Here is a 17,493-nt window from a genome sequence, read left to right as displayed (position 1 = left end):
GTTTTAGGAAATGTCGTGTTAGACATTGCCAAGATTCGGGCTCTGACCCCGGTGTGGGTTAGTCGAACGACCACGAATACAGCACGTCCAGCGCCGTGTTCGTGCCCGTCTGCAGCTGCAGCGTGATGCGCGGGTTGATCTTGTAGCGCACGCGCACGACGCTCGACGCGGTGGCGGCGCCCTGTTCGAAGCTCAGGTACAGGCGCGACGAGATGCGCTTGCCCACCGTGACCACCGTGTTTTCCAGGCCCGACGCCTGGCCCGCGCCCTGGCGCACGCCCAGTTCGTCCACGCCGAGCGAATTCGCCAGCTTGCTCGTGATGCCGCCCGTGCCGCCTTTGCCGCCCAGCAGGGCGCCGGCGGCCGCGCTCAGCACGTCGGCCTCGCTGCCCGTCGTCGCTTCCATGCCGTGGCCCAGCACGAGCCAGGACAGCTTGTCGCTGTCGGACACGTTCGGCGTCGACACGAGCCGCGCCGACGGCGACAGCGCCGTGCCGCGCACCTGCACGCCCGCTTCGACGTTCGTCTCGCTCAGCTGCTCGCCGTCGGGCCGCTTGCGCACGGCGAGGATGTCCAGCGACGGGTTGTCGTACGGGCCGCTGAACGTGATCACGCCGCGCTCGATCGCCAGGTGCTGGCCGTACGCGGCATACGTGCCGCTGGCGGTGCTGACGGTGCCGTTGATGCGCGGCGGGCGGTCGCCCACCTTCTGCACGCGGACGCTGCCGGCGAGGTAGGCGTCCGCACCCATGCCGCGCAGGTGGAAGTCGTCGCCCAGGTCGGCCGTCAGGTCGATCGTCAGGGGGACGCTCGATGTCTTCTGCGCCGGTGCGGCGGCCGCGTTGCCGCGGCCCAGCACGATCACGTCGTCCGAGATCGTCGGCCGGTCCTGCGGCGCCAGTTCGACGAGCGCGCGGTCGGCCTTGAAGTTGCCTTCGACCCGGAACTGGTGCGCGTCGCGCACGACGGTGGCCTGGCCGCTCAGGACGACGGTGCGGTCGGGGCGCGACAGGGCTTCCAGCTTGTCCGCGACGAGTTTCAGGTTCATCGTCGCCTCGCCGCCGGCAAAGCGCACGACGCCGTCCGCGGTCGCGCGCCCGCTGTTGCCTTCCAGGGTCAGGCGCTGCAATTGCAGCTGGTCGCCGGCGAGCAGGGCGCGCAGCTGGCCGTTGCGCAGGCGGACGCCCTGGTCCGGCCAGCGCACGGCGAGGCCGTCGCCCTCGATGCTGCCGTTCAGGGTGGGCGCGCCGACGGTGCCCGTGCCGTTCACGGCCAGGCGCAGGGCGCCGTCCACTTCCAGGCCCGGCTGGCCGAGCAGCGGCGACACCCACGCGAGCGAACCGAGGTTCGCGCTGGCCGTCAGCTTGAGCGGACTGTCGTTGTCGACGCGGCCTTGCAGCAGTTGCGCGGTGGCGTCCACGCGGGCGTTGCCGATGCGCGCGCCGTCCAGCGCGAACTGCGTGCGCAGCGCGCCGCCGGCGACGTCGGCGCGCAGGTCGAGCTGGCGCAGGCCCAGCGCGATCGGCGAGACGTCGCCCGCGATCAGATCGCCCTTTTCGCGGAACACGTGCACGCTGCCGGCCAGCTGCGGCACGGCACCGGGCGCGGTGGGCGCGTGCAGGTCGATGGCCCATTGCGCGCCGAGCGTCAGGTCGCCGCGCACGTTCTGGCGCATGGCGTCCGAGGATTGCGCGAGATAGCTGACCGGCACGCCGCTGGCGCTGCCGCGCGTGTTCCAGCGCGGGCCGATCTTGGCCAGCGACTCCACCGTCACCGAGCCGGCCGGCAGCTTGATCGTCGCGCCGTTGAATGCAATCTGCTCCGGCTTGGCCAGGCCCGCGAGGCCGGTGCCGGGCGCGCCCGCGATGTGCAGCGGCGTCGGCGCGGCCAGGGTCATGGCGTAGCGGCCGCTGTTTTTCAGCGAATCGACCGTGCCGTTCCACGCATTGCCGGTGAGGCCGCCGTGCACGGCCAGCGCGGCGTCGAACGTGTCGCCGCGCGCGGCCGCCTGGATGGTGTGCGCGCCGCGCGTGCCCGTCGACGTCAGCCGCGCGGAGGCAATGCGCGTCTCGTTGACGTTGCCCTGTTTGTCGGTCGTCGTGCTCGCGTAGTCCGTGACGGCGACGTCGAGCGCAAGCGGATCGGCGCCGCCGCGGCCGGCGCCGAGATTCGCGGTGGCCTTCAGCGCGCGCACCGATTGCGTGCCCAGCGCGCGGATGTTCTGTCCCTCCAGCGCTGCCGTCAGCGACGGCGTGTCCATCGTGCCGGACACCGTCCCGGACCCGCGCAGCGCGCCGCCGAAGTCCGGGCCAAGCGCGGCCAGTTGCGGCGCGTCGATGCGCCAGTTCAGCGTGTCGCGCCCGCTGCCGAACGCGCCGCTGGCCGCGACGACGTTGCCGCCCAGGTGCAGGTCGACGTCGGCGTTCGACACATGGTGCTTGTCGGCGGCGAGTCTTGCGTGACCCCACAGCGGCGATTTCGACAGCGTGGAATCCTGCAGCGCCAGGTCGACGGCGCCGCCCATGTTCGCGCCCGTGCGGCCGCTGGCGGTAAAGCTGCCGTTGATGCTGCCGGCCAGCGGCGAGCCGAAGGCGGCCGGGTTCAGGCGCTGCATGTCGCCCTTGGCCGTGACGTCGACGATGCGCGCGCCGGCCGGTCCGGACAGCCACGCCTCGCCGCTCGCGTGCACGGAACCGCTGTCGTTCCTGCGTTCGCGCTGCACCCAGCCGAGGCCGCGCGCGTCGACGTCGAACGTGGTGCGCGGCGCCTGCATCGTGCCGGTGACGACGCCGCTCGCGAGCACGGCGCCATACAGGTCGCCGCGCAGGGCGGACAGCTGCCTGCCGTCGACCTTCCACGCGAGCCGCTCGCCCGGCTTGCCGAACGCGCCGTGCAGGTCGACCGTGTTCTGGCCCAGCGCCAGCGTGGCGTCGACGTCGTGCACGTGCGTCGCGTCCGCATCGAGCTTGCCGCGGCCGGACAGCGGCTGGTCGAACAGCCGGCTTGGACGCACCGCGAAGTCGGCGCCGACTTTCCACTGCGGAGAAAGCGCGCCGGCCGCGTTGATCTCGGCATTGATGTCGGCCTTCGGGAACGCGCCGAAATCGGCCGGGTTGAAGCGGCTGACGACGGCATTCGCCTTGAACGGCTTGCGGTCCTTGAGGTTCGCGCTGCCCGTCGCGCGCACGCTGCTCTTGCCCGCGGACAGGCGCGCGTCGCGCACCGTCAGCACGTCGTTCGCCAGCGCCGCCTGCGCGGCGAGGCGCATGCCGGCGTCCGCCAGGTTCACGTCCAGCGTCTGCGTGTCCTTCGTGTTCGCGACCTTGATGTCGCCCGCGATCTGCGTCGGCTTCATGCTGCCGTAGACCTGGTGCAGGTCGAAGCGGTCGGTGTGCAGCGCGAATTCGGCCGTGCCGAGTCCTTTTTCGTCGGGCCCGTGCTGCACGCTGCCGCTGCCCGTGAAGCGGCCGGCGGCGCCCACGTCGATCAGCACGTCGGTGATGCGCATGGCCGCCAGGCTCCCGCCCAGCCGGCCGCGCATCGCGCGCAGCGGCAGGCGTTGCTGGTCCAGCGTGCCGACGGCGCCGTCGTTCGTCAGGTCGACGGTGCCGGCGATGTTGCGGTTCGGGTCCAGGCGCACGGCCACGGCCAGGTTCAGGTCCGCACTCGGCAACGTCGGGCTGAAGAAGCCCGGGTCGATATCGTGCGCATCGAGCGTGAAGGCTTGCAGCGGGATGTCGGCGAACGGCGCCATCACGATCCGCGCCTTGCCGTTCGCGCGCGCGGCCTGGCCGGTGGCGTCGATGACGGTCTTTTGCAGGTCGCCGCCCGCGTGCAGTGTCAGGTGCGCGCCCAGGCTCGCCGGTGTGGCGGTCTGCGCCGGCGCGGCCGGCTGCGATTGCGTCAGGCTCGCATCGGCATCGAGCTTGTACGGCAGCGTGTTGGCGATGCTGCCCTTGGCCGCGACCTGGCCCCATGGCGTGTTCGCGGATGCATGGTCGACCTTCCACTGCACCTTGTCGCCGTGCAGGCGCGCGCGGATGTCGTCGATTTCCGTCGTCGCGCCCTTGTTCAAGAAGATGGCCTTCGCCAGGCGCGCGTCTTCCACCGCCACCTTGAACGGCGGCGCCAGCTTCGTGGGCATCGTCGCAGGTTCGGTCGACGGCTTCAGCGTCTCCACGCGCAGCACGCGGGCGTACAGCTTGTCGATCTCGACGCCGCGCGACAGGTATTGCCACGGCTTCCAGTCGATGTCGATGTCGTCGGCCGTCGTCACCGACGTCTCGGTGCGGAACACGACGTGGCCGATGTGCATGTGGCCGTACAGCGAGCCGGTGACGCCCGACAGCGTCAGCTTGCCGCCGCTCGCGCCGGCGACGCGCTGGGCGATCATCTGCAGCGTGGTCTCGCGGCCCAGGTACCAGATGGCGCCGCCCAGCACGACGCCGACGACGACCACGCCGATGCCGACGCGGCGCGGCCAGCGGCGCTGGCGCGCGGGATTGGATGTTTCCGGCGTTTGCTGATCGGCTTCCATCAGAACGTGAATCCCAGTGAGAAGTGCAGGCGGACTTTATGTACCGCCTTGCCGTAGGCGACGTCGACGTTGATCGGTCCGACGGGGCTGCGCCAGCGCGCGCCGACGCCGTAGCCGACCTTCGGTTTCAGGTCGTGGAAATTGTCGCCCGCGTTGCCGACGTCGTAGAACACGGCCGCGCCCCACGGCGGTTTGAACCAGTAATCGTATTCGGCGCTGCCGGTGAGCAGGTAGCGGCCGCCCGTGATGGCGGAACCGACCGGCACGCCCAGCTGCTGGTAGCCGTAGCCGCGCACCGACTGGTCGCCGCCGGCGCGGAACAGGAACGTCGACGGCACGCCGTTCTTGTCCTTCGACCCGACGGCGCCGAATTCGCCGCGCACGATCAGGGTGCCGGCGTCGCCGACCGGTTTGTAGCCGAGGGCGCGCGTGTACAGGCGCACGAATTTTTCGTCCGTCAGCACGGGCAGGAAGGCGCCGCCAATCTGCGCATTGACGATATAGCCGCGCGACGGCTGCACGAGGCTGTCCAGGTGGCGCTTCGTGATCGAGAACGTGAGCGGCACGCTTTTCACGCGCGTCGTCGGCAGGTCGTCGATGGTCACCTGTTCGGTCAGCGCTTCCAGCGTGAGCGTCTTTTCCAGCAGCGGCGAGCCCCATGCGCGCTTGGCGTGGACGCTCGTCGTGCGCGTGATCTGGCCGTTGGCGTCGAGGCGGTCGTAGCCGGTGCCGAAGCTGTTGTTGTAGCCGCCCGTCGTCGTCGGCAGGTAGAACTCGGCCTTCGCCGCCTGGTGCTTCTGTTCGTACAGCACGTTGCTCTTCATGCGCTTGCCGAACACGTTCAGGTCGTCGTACTCGGCCTGTGTGCGCGCGCCCGTGTTGGTCGAGAAACCGACACCGAGGGCCACGTTCTTGCGCTTGTTCTCCGTGACGCGCACAAGGATGGGCAGCACGGCCGGACCGCTCGGCGGTTGCTGCGTCGCGCCCTCGTTTTCCTTGAGGTCCCGGACCTGCGACGCGATCACCGACGACATGTCGGCGCTCACCTCCACGCCGCTGAAATAACCCGTGTCCTGCAGGCGGCCCTGCAGCGCCTGCATCGCGGCCTCGTTGTATTCGTCGCCGGGGCGGATCGTGTTCAGGTTCGTGATCACGCTGGCCGGATAGCGTTTCAGGCCCTCGATCTCGAGGCCGCCGAAGTGCGCGTCCGGGCCGCTGTCGATGACGACCTTGAGCAGGGCGCGGTGCGTGTCCGGGTCGACGGTGGCGGAAGAGTCGAGCAGTTGCGCGCGCGGGAAGCGCGTTTGCGCGACCTGGCGCACGAGGCCGCGCTTGGCCGCTTCCCAGTCGGCCGTGCGGAAGCGCGCGCCGACGGGCAGGGTCCAGCGGTTGCGCAGCGCGGCCGCGTCGATGGGGGCGCTGCCCTTGTCGAACGGGACGAAGCCGCGCAGCTCGATGTCGACGTCGCCCACGACGACCGGATCGCCCGGCGCGACGTCGATGAGCACGACAGGCTTGCTGCCCGACGTGTCGAGGTCGGCCGATACCTTCGGGCTGTAATAGCCCTCGGTGGCGATCAGGGTCTTGATCTGCTCGGGCGCCGCGCGCACGAGGCGCAGCAGCTGTTCGCGGTCGAGGCGCGGATTGCCGCGCCAGCGCATCAGGTCGAGGTTCTTCTCCAGCAGCTCGCGCAACTGGCGCGGCGCATCGATGCGCACGTCGTAGTCGATGGCCCGGGAGGGCGCTTCCGGCGCCGGTGGCACCGGCTGATCCTGCGCGGCCGCGACCGGAGCGAGGCATAGCGCGTTCACGGCCAGCACGATTTGTGCCAAAATTCGTGATCGCGCCGGCGCCATCGCCGTGCATGGGTCGGGTCGTGCGGAAATCATGTCGCTCCATTCGTCAATATGCCGGCCACATCTTAACTGATTGTCAAATGTGATGGCGGACGCCTCGCTCGACAATTACTTCAGGAAATTCACTATGCACCAACCCGATACCGCGCTCGTCCTGTTCAGCGGCGGACAAGATTCCACCACCTGCCTGGCCTGGGCGCTGCAACGCTACGAGCGGGTCGAGACCATCGGCTTCGACTACGGCCAGCGCCACGCGATCGAACTGGACGTGCGCGCGCCCGTGCTGGCGAAGATGCGCGCGCTGTCGGCCACGTGGGACCAGCGCCTCGGCGAAGACCACCTGGTCGACCTGTCGCTGATTTCTCGCATCTCCGACACGGCGCTGACGAGCAACGTCGAGATCGCGATGCAGGCCAACGGCTTGCCGAACACCTTCGTCCCGGGACGCAACCTGCTGTTCATGACGGTGGCGGCCACGGTCGCGTATCGCCGCGGCCTGACCGTGCTCGTGGGCGGCATGTGCGAGACGGATTTCTCCGGCTATCCGGACTGCCGCGACGACACGATGAAGGCGCTGCAGGTCGCGCTCAACCTGGGCATGGCCACGCGCCTGAAGGTCGAGACGCCGCTGATGTGGATCGACAAGCGGCAGACCTGGCAACTGGCGGAACAGTGCGGCGGCGCGGCGCTGGTCGACCTGATCCGCTTCGAGACCCACACCTGCTACCTGGGCGAACGGGGCGCGCCGCACGCCTGGGGCCACGGCTGCGGCAAGTGCCCCGCGTGCGAGCTGCGCGCCCGCGGCTACGAGCAGTACGCCGGGTCGTAGGATGGACGGCTGCACACGCTGCCGATGACTAACCGCGCCGCGTGCGCCGTCGAAAGCTTGAGCCCATCATGCGCCTCGCCCTGCTGACCGACCTGCACGCGAATCGCGAAGCCGTCGAGGCCTGCCTCGCGCATGCGGAGGCCCAGCACGTCGACCAGTACGCGTTCACGGGCGATTTCGTCGGCTACGGCGCCGATCCGGCCTGGGTCGTGCGCACGGTGATGGCGTACGTGGAACGCGGCGCCGTGGCGGTGCAGGGCAATCATGACTATGCCGTCACGCGGCCGGTACGTTCGCAGATGCATGCGGAGGCGCGCGAAGTCATCGCCTGGACCGGCGGCCAGCTGGACCACGAACAGCTGGCCTTCCTGGGCGCGCTGCCGCTGACGCACAAGCACGGCAACGCGTTCTTCGTGCACGCCAGCGCGCATGCGCCGCAGCAGTGGGAATACGTGACCGGCGTCGACGAGGCCGAGCGCAGCATCCGCGCCAGCGGCAGCCGCATCATCTTCTCCGGCCACGTGCACGCGCCGGCGCTGTATCGCCGCGCGGACGACGGCCGCATGGGGCGCCACGTGCCGGCGGCGGGAGAATCCATCGCGCTGCAGCCGCAGCACCAGTACCTCGTATTGCCCGGCGCCGTGGGCCAGCCGCGCGACCAGAACAATGCTGCGTGCTATGCGATCTTCGACGACGCGGCCCGCGAGATCCGCTATTTCCGGGTGCCGTACGATCACGGCGCGGCCGCGCGCAAGATCATCGCGGCCGGGTTGCCGATCGTGTTCGCGATGCGGCTGGTGGAGGGGATTTGATGCGGTGGGATGGTGGGCGGAGGCCGCCCGCCTACGGCTGCGGCGCGATAACGCCGGCACGTCGCGAACGTCACGCGTGGGCACGGGGTGCCCACCCTACGGCAGATCGGCGATCGTAGGGTGGGCACCCTGTGCCCGCCATGCACGAATCGCACAGATATCAGGGCGGGTACCGGTGCCCGCCATGCATGATTCAGACGGGCTGCTGCATGATGCGATGCTTGCGCGACCGGCCCACCAGAAACCACACGATCGCGACGGGCACCAGCAGCGGCAGCAGCAGCGGCGAGACCATCAGGGCCAGCACGCAGGCGCCGATGGCCAGGCCGCCGATGCACAGGATGCCCACGCCGGCGAACACCACCGCGAGCACGGCGCCCACGACCAGCAGGATCAGGCCGGCCAGCAGGATGCCGCCGCCCGCGAAGACCGTCGCCAGCACGGCGCCCAGCGGTCCGCCAATCTCGTCGCCGTCGAAGCTGACGACGCTGTCGCCGAACGTGTAGACGTTCCAGGCGAGCAGGGCGAACAGGAACAGGATGATGATGGCGGCGGTCTTTTTCATGATGGGTCCTCTTGGGGTCTCGTTGATTGGGTTCGCGTTGAGCGGGTCATGTCGTTGTCGGCATGGTCGTACTGTATCCATACGTCCCGTGCGGCTCCAGCGGACTGCGACAGGCTGCGATTTTCGAGGGCCGGAGGGTGGCTTGCGGCGACGAACGGCGCCGACCCGGGCGCTGGTCCAACCAGGAACGGCTAGTCGTCGTCGGCGTCGAACCGGCTGCGCACGTAGTCGATGTGCGTCTGCATCGCCGTGCGCGCTTCTTCCGGGCGCCGGGCGCAGATCGCGTCGCAGATCGTGCGGTGTTGCAGCGCCAGGTTTTCCGATACCGACTGATTCAGCTCGCGCAAGCCGTCGACGTTGCGGATGATGTGCTCGCGCATCATCTTCGTGATGCTGCTGTGCAGGTGCAGGAACATGCTGTTGCGCGAAGCCCGGGCGATCGCCTCGTGCAGTTCGACGTCGACGCGCGATTCGCCGGCGTGATTGCCTTCCTGGCGCGCCCGCTCCAGTCGCGCCGTCGCGCCGCGGATGCGTTCCAGGTCCTCGTCGGTGCCGCGCAGCGCGGCGAAATAGGCGGTGGCGCCTTCGAGCACCCGCCGGAATTCCAGGATGTCGTCGCGCCGCGCGGGACTGTCGGCGATGAGCTGGCCCCACGGCGACGGCGCTCCCGTGCGCAACTGGTCGGACACGAACACCCCGCTGCGCGGCCGGATGTGCACGAGGCCGCGCGCGCCCAACTGCTGGATCGCTTCGCGCACGGTGTTGCGCGACACCCCATAACGTTCCGCCAGCGCGCGCTCCGACGGCAGTTTCGCATTGGCCGGAAAACTTCCGTCGAGTAATGCGTCTTCCAGCTTGCGGGTGATGGCGTTGACCCGTCCGCCGGTCGGCCGGTTTCCTGTGACCACGCGTCCTCCTTCTCTGGCCCAACCAGTTTGTGATGCGTAAAGAATACTGGAAATATGTGCCGATCAAAAGAGGAGCACTGCATGACTCGCAACGTGTATCTGTTCGGCACCTGTGTGATCGACCTGTTCATGCCGCAGGCGGGGCTCGACGCCGTGCGCGTGCTGGAAGCGGCCGGCATCACGGTCCACTATCCGCACGGCCAGAGCTGCTGCGGCCAGCCCGCCTGGAGCAGCGGTAATCCGGACGAGGCGCGGGCCGTCGCGCGCGCCCAGCTGGACCTGTTTCCCGAGCTCTGGCCCGTGATCGTGCCTTCGGGGTCGTGCGCCGGGATGATGCGCAAGCATTGGCCGGCGCTGTTCCGCAACGATGCCGTCCTTGGCCCGCAGGCACAGGCACTGGCCGAACGCGTGTACGAATTCGCCGAATACCTGACGTGCGTGCCGGGGTGGCAGATGCCGGCCGGGGCGCCTGTCGCTGGCACCGAGGAGGTCGTGCTGCACACCTCCTGCTCCGCACGGCGCGAGATGGGCACGCGCACGCACGGCGTGGCCCTGCTCGACGCGCTGCCCGGCGTGACGCGCGTGGAACACGAGCGCGAATCCGAATGCTGCGGCTTCGGCGGCTCGTTCTCGATCAAGCATGCGGACATTTCCGGCGCCATGGTCAAGGACAAGATCGCGTCCGTGCGCGCGACGGGGTGCCGCCGCGTGGTGTCGGCCGATTGCGCCTGCCTGCTCAACATCGGCCACGCCGCGCAACACCAGGGCGCGCCGCTCGATGTCGAACATCTCGCCAGCTTCCTGTGGCGCCGGATGGGGGCGCCGTCATGAGCGCGCGCGACCGCATCCTGGGCCGCCTGCGCGGCGCCGCCGCGCGCGATGCCGGCATCACTGATCTCGAACGCCGCATCGATGATCACTTCGCCGCGCGCCGCGAGGACCCGCCGCCCGCGCCGGCCGTGCTGGCGCAACGCATGCAGGCCGCGCTGCAGGCCGTGCGCGCGCAGGCCTGGTGCGCGCGTGCCGGCGAATGGCCCGCGCAGCTGGCGGAGCGCATCGCCGCGGCGGGCGTCTCGCGCATCGTCGTCGACACCGCGAGCCCGGAAGGCCGGGCCTTGCGCGCCGCGCTGCCGGCCGGCGTCGAGGCGCTCGCGTTCGAGCGCCCGCTGGAAGACTGGAAAGCAGAGTTGTTCGGCACCGTCGATGCCGGCTTCACCGTCGCGCGCTCGGGCATCGCGGCCACCGGCACGCTGGTGCTCGCGCCGGATGCGGCGGCGCCGCGCACCGTGTCGCTCGTGCCGCCGCTGCACATCGCGCTCGTCCATGCGCACACGCTGCACGCCGACCTGCACCAGGCCTTGCACGCGGAGCGCTGGCAGGACGGCATGCCGGCCAATCTCGTGCTGGCGACCGGGCCGTCGAAGACATCCGACATCCAGCAGACCCTGGCCTTCGGCGCGCACGGTCCGCGCTGGACGTGGGTCGTGATCGTCACCGAGGAGTCGACATGACCACGTCCCCCTTGCAGTTCGTGCCGCCGCACGATTTCCACGCGCGCAGCCGCGCGGCGCTGGACGACCCGCAGCTGCGCCAGAGTTTTCGCGGCGCGATGACCTTCCTGCAGGACAAGCGCCGCAGCCAGTTCGGCGACGAGGACGAGCTCCAGCGCCTGCGCGACCTCGGCGAAGCGGTGCGCAGGAACGCGCTGGCGAAACTGCCCGCGCTGCTCGAACGGCTGGAAGCGACGCTGACGGCGGCAGGTGCCAACGTCCACTGGGCCGATACGCCGGACGAAGCCAATGCGATCATCCACGGCATCGCGACCGGCCATGGCGCCCGCCGCATCGTCAAGGGCAAGTCGATGGCGAGCGAGGAAATCGAGCTCAATCACTACCTCGAGCAGCGCGGCATCGCATGCCTGGAATCGGACATGGGGGAATACATCGTCCAGCTGGCGGGCGAAAAGCCGTCCCACATCGTGATGCCGGCGATTCACAAGACGCGCGCCGACATTGGTTCGCTGTTCGCCGAGCACATTCCGGGAACGGCGTACACGGAAGACGTCGACCAGCTCATCCAGACCGGACGCCACGCCCTGCGCAATGCGTTCGTCGACGCCGACATCGGCCTGTCGGGCGTGAACTTCGCCGCCGCCGACACGGGCACCCTGTGGCTCGTCGAGAACGAGGGCAACGGCCGCCTGGCGACCACCGTGCCGGACGTGCACATCGCCATCATGGGCATCGAAAAAGTCGTGGAAAAGCTGGAACACATCGTGCCGCTCGCGAGCCTGCTGACGCGGTCCGCCACGGGCCAGGCCATCACGACCTACTTCAACCTGATCTCGGGCCCGCGCCGCTCTGGAGAACTGGACGGGCCGCGCGAGCTGCACCTCGTCCTGCTCGACAACGGCCGCACGCAGGCGTATGCGGACGAAGAGTTGCGCACCACGCTGCAATGCATCCGCTGCGGCGCCTGCATGAACCATTGCCCCGTCTACGGACGCATCGGCGGCCATGCGTACGGCACGACGTACCCCGGGCCGATCGGCGCGATCCTGTCGCCGCATTTGCTGGGCCTCGAGTCGACGGCGGATCTCGCCACCGCATCGAGCCTGTGCGGCGCGTGCGGCGACGTCTGCCCCGTGCGCATCCCGATTCCGCAACTGCTGGTGCGCCTGCGCACCGAGGCCAACCGCGCTCCCGACGCCGCGGTCGAACACCCGCTGCGCGGGCAGGGCGCCAGGTACAGCCGCGGCGAGCGCCTCGTCTGGCGCTTCTGGCGCGGCGCGTTCGCCCGGCCCGCCGTCTACCGGATGTTCCGCTGGGCGGCCACGCGGCTGCGCGCCCTGGCACCGAGGGACCAGCTGGGCTGGACGAAGTACCGCACGCCGCTCATTCCGGCCCCGCGCAGCCTGGCGGACCTGCTGCGCGAGCGGCGGCAGCCATGACCGCATGAAGTGGGAAAAGTGGCCGGAAATCAAGCCTTGCAATGCCGGACTCGAAGTCTATACTGACAGCCTGCTCTGTTGCAGGAGGCATTCTATGCAATGTGTTTTGAACCACCGCAATCTGGACGCGGCCGGCTACAAGAATCCGCCCTCGGCACCGCCGGCGATTCCACCCATCATCATCAATCCGTTCAATCGCCATATCCCGTCGCCGTCGCCGGCCATCGACCCGCGCAACACGCCGCCCGGCCCGCCCATCGTGCCGCCGCGCGGCCCGGACCTGCGCATCATCTAGCAGTACGGAATCGGCGCTTGTCCAGTGCGCCGCGAAGGCCTATGATCTCGCTTCTGGGCGTATGCCCGCACGACCGAGACCGCAAGAATGAACGACCAAACCCCCGACCACGCTCCGGAGCAGGACAGCGACGCCCCCGTGCAGGAGCCCCGCCTGTGGCAGGGCAACGGCTGGACCGCGCGCGTCATCAAGAACGAGGACGATGACGGCTGGGCCGTGGCCATGTACAAGGATGGCGAATCCGAGCCGGCCCTCGTCGGCCCCTGGACCATGGGCCGCGACAAGAAGAATCCGAAGCCGCTCGATACCCCCGCCTTCCACACGCTCGTCAAGACGGCGTCGGAGGTGATCCGCCGCCACGAGCAGCAGCTGCACGCGCGGCTGCACAAGAGCACCGTCGTGTCGACCGCCGAGGGAGAACTGAAGGTGACGCTGGACATCGTCCCGGACGAGGACAATCCGTATGCGCTGCTGAGCGCCTTCGACGAGATGGGCGAGCGCGTGGCGCAGGTGCGGGTCGCCCCCGATTTCAAGCTGTCCCCCGGGTCGGCCACGACCTGGATCGAAAACGATTTCCGCGCGCCCCGGTAGGGTGGGCGGCCTCCGCCCACGCGTATGTGCGCGATGTGGTGACGTCACGCGTGGGCACGGGGTGCCCACCCTACGGCTAGCAAGAACACGGCCTCCGCCCACGCGTAAGGCACGCGATGCGGCGGCGTAACCAGGCGGCCGGACGTCGGGTGTGTGGTTTTTGGCGGCACAACCCCCGCAGTCACGCCCCAAGCTGATAATATTTCCCGAACGCATCTTTATGGTCCGATAAGGGGAATCGATGGAAGACCGTCTCGCCCGCCTGGAAGCGGTCCAGGCCATGTTGCTCGACATCGGGCACCTGTCCGCCAGCTGCACCGACGTCACCGAGTTCATCGGCGCGGTGCATCGCGCGCTGGGCCGCATCATGTATGCGGAGAACTTCTACGTCACGCTGGCCGAACGCGAAGACAACACGGTCCGCTTCGTCTACTTCGTCGATTCGATCGACCAGGGGCCGAGTCCCGACGAGCGCGTGACGCTCGCGTCGCCCGACCAGTCGCCGACGGCCTGGATCATGCTCAACAAACAACCGCTCGCGATGACGGCCGACGAGATGCGCCAGCGCGAGACGGGGATGGCGTGGGGCACGGGCAGCATCGCCGAGCACTGGATGGGGTGCCCGCTGCTGGACCAGCAGCACGAGGTCCTGGGCGCCGTCGTCATCCAGAGCTATGTCCCGGAACACACGTACAACGAGGAAGACCAGGCGCTGTTCGAGCTGATCGCCAGCCACGTGTCGAACGCGCTGCAGGGCCTGCAGAGCATGGACCGCCTCGAGCGCGCCGTGCAGGAGCGCACCCGCGCGCTGGCGCGCGAGGTCGCGGAGCGCCGCCGCGCCGAGCAGGTGCAGCATGCGCTGTACCAGATCGCGGACCTGTCCGCGACCGCGCTCGAGACCGACGTGCTGGCCGCGAGCCTGCACACCATCATCGGCGAGCTGATGATGGCGAAGAACTTCCTCATCGCGCTCACGCACCCGGACACGGGCGAAATCAGCATCCCATACTTCGCCGACGAAAAGGACAGCGAGGCGCCCCATCAACGCTTCCCGTTCGGGATGGGCATGGTGTCGTACGTGCTGCAGACCAAGCAGGCGCAGCTCCACGACGCCGGCAGCTTCGCGCGCCTGCACGCGGCCGGCAAGGTGAAGCACCCGCTGGGGAACACGGACATCGCCAGCTGGATCGGCGCGCCGATGCTCGTGCACGACAAGGCGTACGGCGTGCTGGTCGTGCAGAGCTACGACCCGACCATCGTCTACACCAAGGCCGACCTCGACCTGCTGGCCTTCATTTCCAGCCACGTCGCGGTGGCCATCGCGCGCATGCAGGCCGACCGCGCCATCCGCAAGGCCAAGGAGCGCCTGGAACAACAGAACGCCGCCCTCGAACAGGCGCTGCACCAGTTGCAGGAAGCGCAGTCGGAACTCGTCCGCAAGGAAAAGCTCGCGTCGCTGGGCCAGATGGTCGCCGGCGTCGCCCACGAGATCAACACGCCGCTGGGCATCTGCGTGACGGCCACCAGCCACCTCGTGCAGGAACTCAAGCTGACGCGCGAGGAACTGGCCGCGGGCGAGATGACGGAAGACAGCCTGGGCGCGTTCTTCGACGTCGTCGACCAGTCGCTGCGCATCATGACGACGAACACGCAGCGTGCCGCGGCCCTCGTGCGCAGTTTTAAACAGGTGGCGGTGGACCAGTCGTCGGACGACATCCGCAGCTTCAATCTCGGCACGTACCTGAACGAGGTGCTGCTGTCGCTGCAGCCGAAACTGAAGGGCCGGCCGCTCGAAGTCGCGATCGACTGCCCGAAAGACCTGCTGCTGGAGAGCTTTCCCGGCGCCGTGTCGCAGATCGTCACGAACATGGTCGTCAATTCGCTGATGCACGGTTTCGAGCGCGACCAGCGCGGCCACATCACGATCCAGGCGGCGCTCGACGGCGACGACGTCGTCTTCGATTATGGCGACGACGGCGCGGGCATGGATGCGGAGACGCTGGCCAAGCTGTTCGACCCGTTCTTCACGACGAAGCGGGGCAGCGGCGGCAGCGGCCTCGGTGGGCACATCCTGTACAACCTCGCGACCGGCGTATTGGGTGGCACGCTGCGTGTGGAGAGCAGTCCGGGACAAGGCCTGCGCTACCACCTGCGCTTCCCGCGCAAGTCCGTCCGGCCCGCGCTGAAGGCCGCCTGAGTCTCAGCGGCACGCGCCGGCGCCGGCCGCGCACATTGTCGTCCTACCCGACGAACGACGCGGCAACCGGCTGCCGCGCCGGCGCCGGGGTCGCCGGCTTGTCGAACTCGTAGCCGCTGGCTTCGATCACTTCCCAGCCGCCGTCGCCGTGCAGATGCAGCACATGCGTGTGGTGGCGCAGCACGCCGGCGCGGTGGGCGATGCTGACGAGGGTGGCGCCGCTGTCGCGCAGGCGCGCATACAGGGACGCTTCGTTGCCGCTGTCGAGGGCGCTCGTCGCCTCGTCCAGGATGACGATATCCGGCTTGTGCACGAGCACGCGGCCGAACGCCAGGCGCTGTTGTTCGCCGACCGACAACAGCTTTTCCCAGTCCTGCACGGCGTCCAGGCCGCCCACGCGTTCGGCCAGGCGCGGCAGGTGAACCTGCTCCAGGATCTCCAGCAACTGCCCGTCGTTCAGGTCGCACCGCACGCTGGGGTAGATGAGCTGGCTGCGCAGGGTGCTCGCCTGCAGGTAGGGCTGCTGGGGCAGGAAGAACACGTCTTCGATGGGTGGATGATGGATCACGCCGCTGCCTTCGTGCCACAGGCCCGCGATCGCGCGCAGCAGCGAGCTCTTGCCGCAGCCGCTGTCGCCGGTGATGAGCAGGGCATCGCCCGGCTTCAACACCAGGCTCAGCTCCTTGATCAACACCCGGTCGGATTGCGGCGGGCACAGCGTCAAGGATTCCAGCGCCAGGTGCGTGCACGGCGTCATCCGGATGCACGGGCGCTCGGCGCCGGCCGCGGTCGCGGGCGCGGGTGCCACACCGGGCAGGACGAGGTTCGATAACGCCTGCAGGCGGCCGATGCCCGCCACGAAGCGGCTGAGGCTCTCGAAGTTGTCGACGATGACGCCCACGGCGCCGAGCACGGCGCTGAACGCGCCGGCGGCCTGCGTCGCGCGGCCCACCTCCAGCTCGCCCGACAGGACGCCGCCGGCCAGGATCACATAGGGCAGCACCACGGTGAGCTGACTGAACGTGCGCTGGAAAAAGTTCAGCGCACGCTGTTTCTTGATCAGCGTGGCAAAGTTGCGGATGACCTTGTCGAACGTGCGGTCGATGTGCGTCCGTTCCTGCGCCTCGCCCCGGTAGAACGCGATCGATTCGGCATTTTCGCGCAGGCGCATCAGGCTGAAACGGAAATCCGCCTCGCGCCGCAACTGCCAGAAATTCAGCTGGATCAGCGGGCTGCCGAAGAAGTAGAGGGCGACCACGTTGCCCATCACGGCATACGCCACCAGCACGCCGACCAGCACGTGCGAGATCGACCACAGCACGGTGCTGAACGCGACCAGTTGCATGATCGACCCCAGGAAGATCAGCAGGAAGTTGATGGACCGTCCCGTGAACGTGTTGATGTCTTCGCTGATGCGCTGGTCCGGATTGTCGATCTCGCTGCCGGACCCCAGCTCGTAGTATTTGCGGCCTTTCAGGTAGCCATCGAGGAAGCGGCCGGTGAGCCAGCGCCGCCACTGGTTCGCGAAGACGTCGCGCATGTAGTAATAAAAGGCGTACGTCGGCACCGCGAGCGCGAGGATCGACAGGCAGGCCCGCACCGGCGTCCAGAAGCGGCCGCTGTTCCGCGCGGCCAGCGCCGAGGTCAGCTCGCCGGTCTGGTTGTTCAGCATGACGGCCAGCTTGGTGTCGACCAGCATCAGGACGATCAGCAGCATCAGCAGCGTCCACGCCCTTTTCTTTTGATCGCCCAGCCAGTAAGGCCGGGCCACGTTGAGGAACTGCTTCCACGCGGCCAACGACAGGGGCGCGGGCCTGGGTAACGGAGCGTCATCCGTTGCGGCGCCGGTGGGTGCGGAAGTGGGCGTGGTCATGGTCGGTCTCTGCGGTCGGCGGCGGGGTAGTGTCTTTACCCTGAAGCCTACGGCCGGCGAGGAGACCGTTCAGTGCGGAA

13 protein-coding genes are annotated in these 17,493 nt (G+C 68.8%); 8 read left to right on the top strand and 5 right to left on the bottom strand.

Going from position 1 to position 17,493, the window contains the following annotated elements:
- Positions 1-58 precede the first annotated feature (58 nt).
- Entirely contained in the window at positions 59-4,537 is a 4,479-nt protein-coding gene (locus ASC93_RS24065; RefSeq protein WP_056448599.1) for a translocation/assembly module TamB domain-containing protein, read from the bottom strand.
- The gene (locus ASC93_RS24060) at positions 4,537-6,357 is read right to left on the bottom strand and encodes an autotransporter assembly complex family protein (RefSeq protein WP_307189031.1); all 1,821 of its coding nucleotides are present in this window, start codon (positions 6,355-6,357) and stop codon (positions 4,537-4,539) included. The genes ASC93_RS24065 and ASC93_RS24060 overlap by 1 nt, the downstream gene beginning before the upstream one ends.
- A gap of 163 nt (positions 6,358-6,520) precedes the next feature.
- Here ASC93_RS24060 and queC point away from each other — a divergent pair, with 163 nt between their 5' ends.
- On the top strand, positions 6,521-7,222 hold the full coding sequence (gene queC, locus ASC93_RS24055; RefSeq protein ID WP_056449212.1) for a 7-cyano-7-deazaguanine synthase QueC: 702 nt from the start codon (positions 6,521-6,523) through the stop codon (positions 7,220-7,222).
- Between the two features lie 68 nt (positions 7,223-7,290).
- Positions 7,291-8,034 (top strand): metallophosphoesterase, encoded by a 744-nt coding sequence (locus ASC93_RS24050; RefSeq protein WP_056448593.1) that lies wholly within the window; start codon positions 7,291-7,293, stop codon positions 8,032-8,034.
- Positions 8,035-8,227: 193 nt separating this feature from the next.
- Here ASC93_RS24050 and ASC93_RS24045 read toward each other — a convergent pair whose 3' ends face one another.
- Together ASC93_RS24045 and ASC93_RS24040 are read right to left on the bottom strand one after the other, a co-directional pair.
- The gene (locus ASC93_RS24045) at positions 8,228-8,599 is read right to left on the bottom strand and encodes a hypothetical protein (protein WP_056448590.1); all 372 of its coding nucleotides are present in this window, start codon (positions 8,597-8,599) and stop codon (positions 8,228-8,230) included.
- A gap of 191 nt (positions 8,600-8,790) precedes the next feature.
- Entirely contained in the window at positions 8,791-9,507 is a 717-nt protein-coding gene (locus ASC93_RS24040) for a FadR/GntR family transcriptional regulator (protein ID WP_056448588.1), read from the bottom strand.
- A gap of 81 nt (positions 9,508-9,588) precedes the next feature.
- Here ASC93_RS24040 and ASC93_RS24035 point away from each other — a divergent pair, with 81 nt between their 5' ends.
- The 6 genes from ASC93_RS24035 (at position 9,589) to ASC93_RS24010 (ending at position 15,540) form a co-directional block, all read left to right on the top strand.
- On the top strand, positions 9,589-10,338 hold the full coding sequence (locus ASC93_RS24035; protein WP_229412862.1) for a (Fe-S)-binding protein: 750 nt from the start codon (positions 9,589-9,591) through the stop codon (positions 10,336-10,338).
- Positions 10,335-11,018 carry a lactate utilization protein gene (locus ASC93_RS24030; protein WP_056449209.1) on the top strand — a complete coding sequence of 228 codons (684 nt, stop codon included), beginning with the start codon at positions 10,335-10,337 and terminating at the stop codon, positions 11,016-11,018. The genes ASC93_RS24035 and ASC93_RS24030 overlap by 4 nt, the downstream gene beginning before the upstream one ends.
- Positions 11,015-12,457 carry a LutB/LldF family L-lactate oxidation iron-sulfur protein gene (locus ASC93_RS24025; protein ID WP_056448582.1) on the top strand — a complete coding sequence of 481 codons (1,443 nt, stop codon included), beginning with the start codon at positions 11,015-11,017 and terminating at the stop codon, positions 12,455-12,457. Before ASC93_RS24030 ends, ASC93_RS24025 begins: the two co-directional genes overlap by 4 nt.
- Before the next feature lie 94 nt (positions 12,458-12,551).
- Positions 12,552-12,752: a hypothetical protein gene (locus tag ASC93_RS24020; RefSeq protein ID WP_157202103.1), complete on the top strand. Its 201-nt coding sequence runs from the start codon at positions 12,552-12,554 to the stop codon at positions 12,750-12,752.
- A gap of 87 nt (positions 12,753-12,839) precedes the next feature.
- Entirely contained in the window at positions 12,840-13,343 is a 504-nt protein-coding gene (locus tag ASC93_RS24015; RefSeq protein WP_056448577.1) for a hypothetical protein, read from the top strand.
- 241 nt (positions 13,344-13,584) lie between these two features.
- Positions 13,585-15,540 (top strand): GAF domain-containing sensor histidine kinase, encoded by a 1,956-nt coding sequence (locus tag ASC93_RS24010; protein ID WP_056448574.1) that lies wholly within the window; start codon positions 13,585-13,587, stop codon positions 15,538-15,540.
- A 43-nt stretch (positions 15,541-15,583) separates the two neighbouring features.
- Here the strand turns inward: ASC93_RS24010 and ASC93_RS24005 are convergent, their stop codons facing one another.
- A complete protein-coding gene (locus ASC93_RS24005) occupies positions 15,584-17,413 on the bottom strand; it encodes an ABC transporter ATP-binding protein/permease (protein ID WP_082548306.1) in 1,830 nt (609 codons plus the stop codon).
- Positions 17,414-17,493 lie beyond the last annotated feature (80 nt).

The organism is Massilia sp. Root335, from assembly GCF_001425685.1.
In the GTDB taxonomy this organism is placed as follows: Bacteria; Pseudomonadota; Gammaproteobacteria; order Burkholderiales; family Burkholderiaceae_D; genus Telluria; species Telluria luteola.
This window is presented reverse-complemented; position numbering and strand designations above follow the sequence as displayed.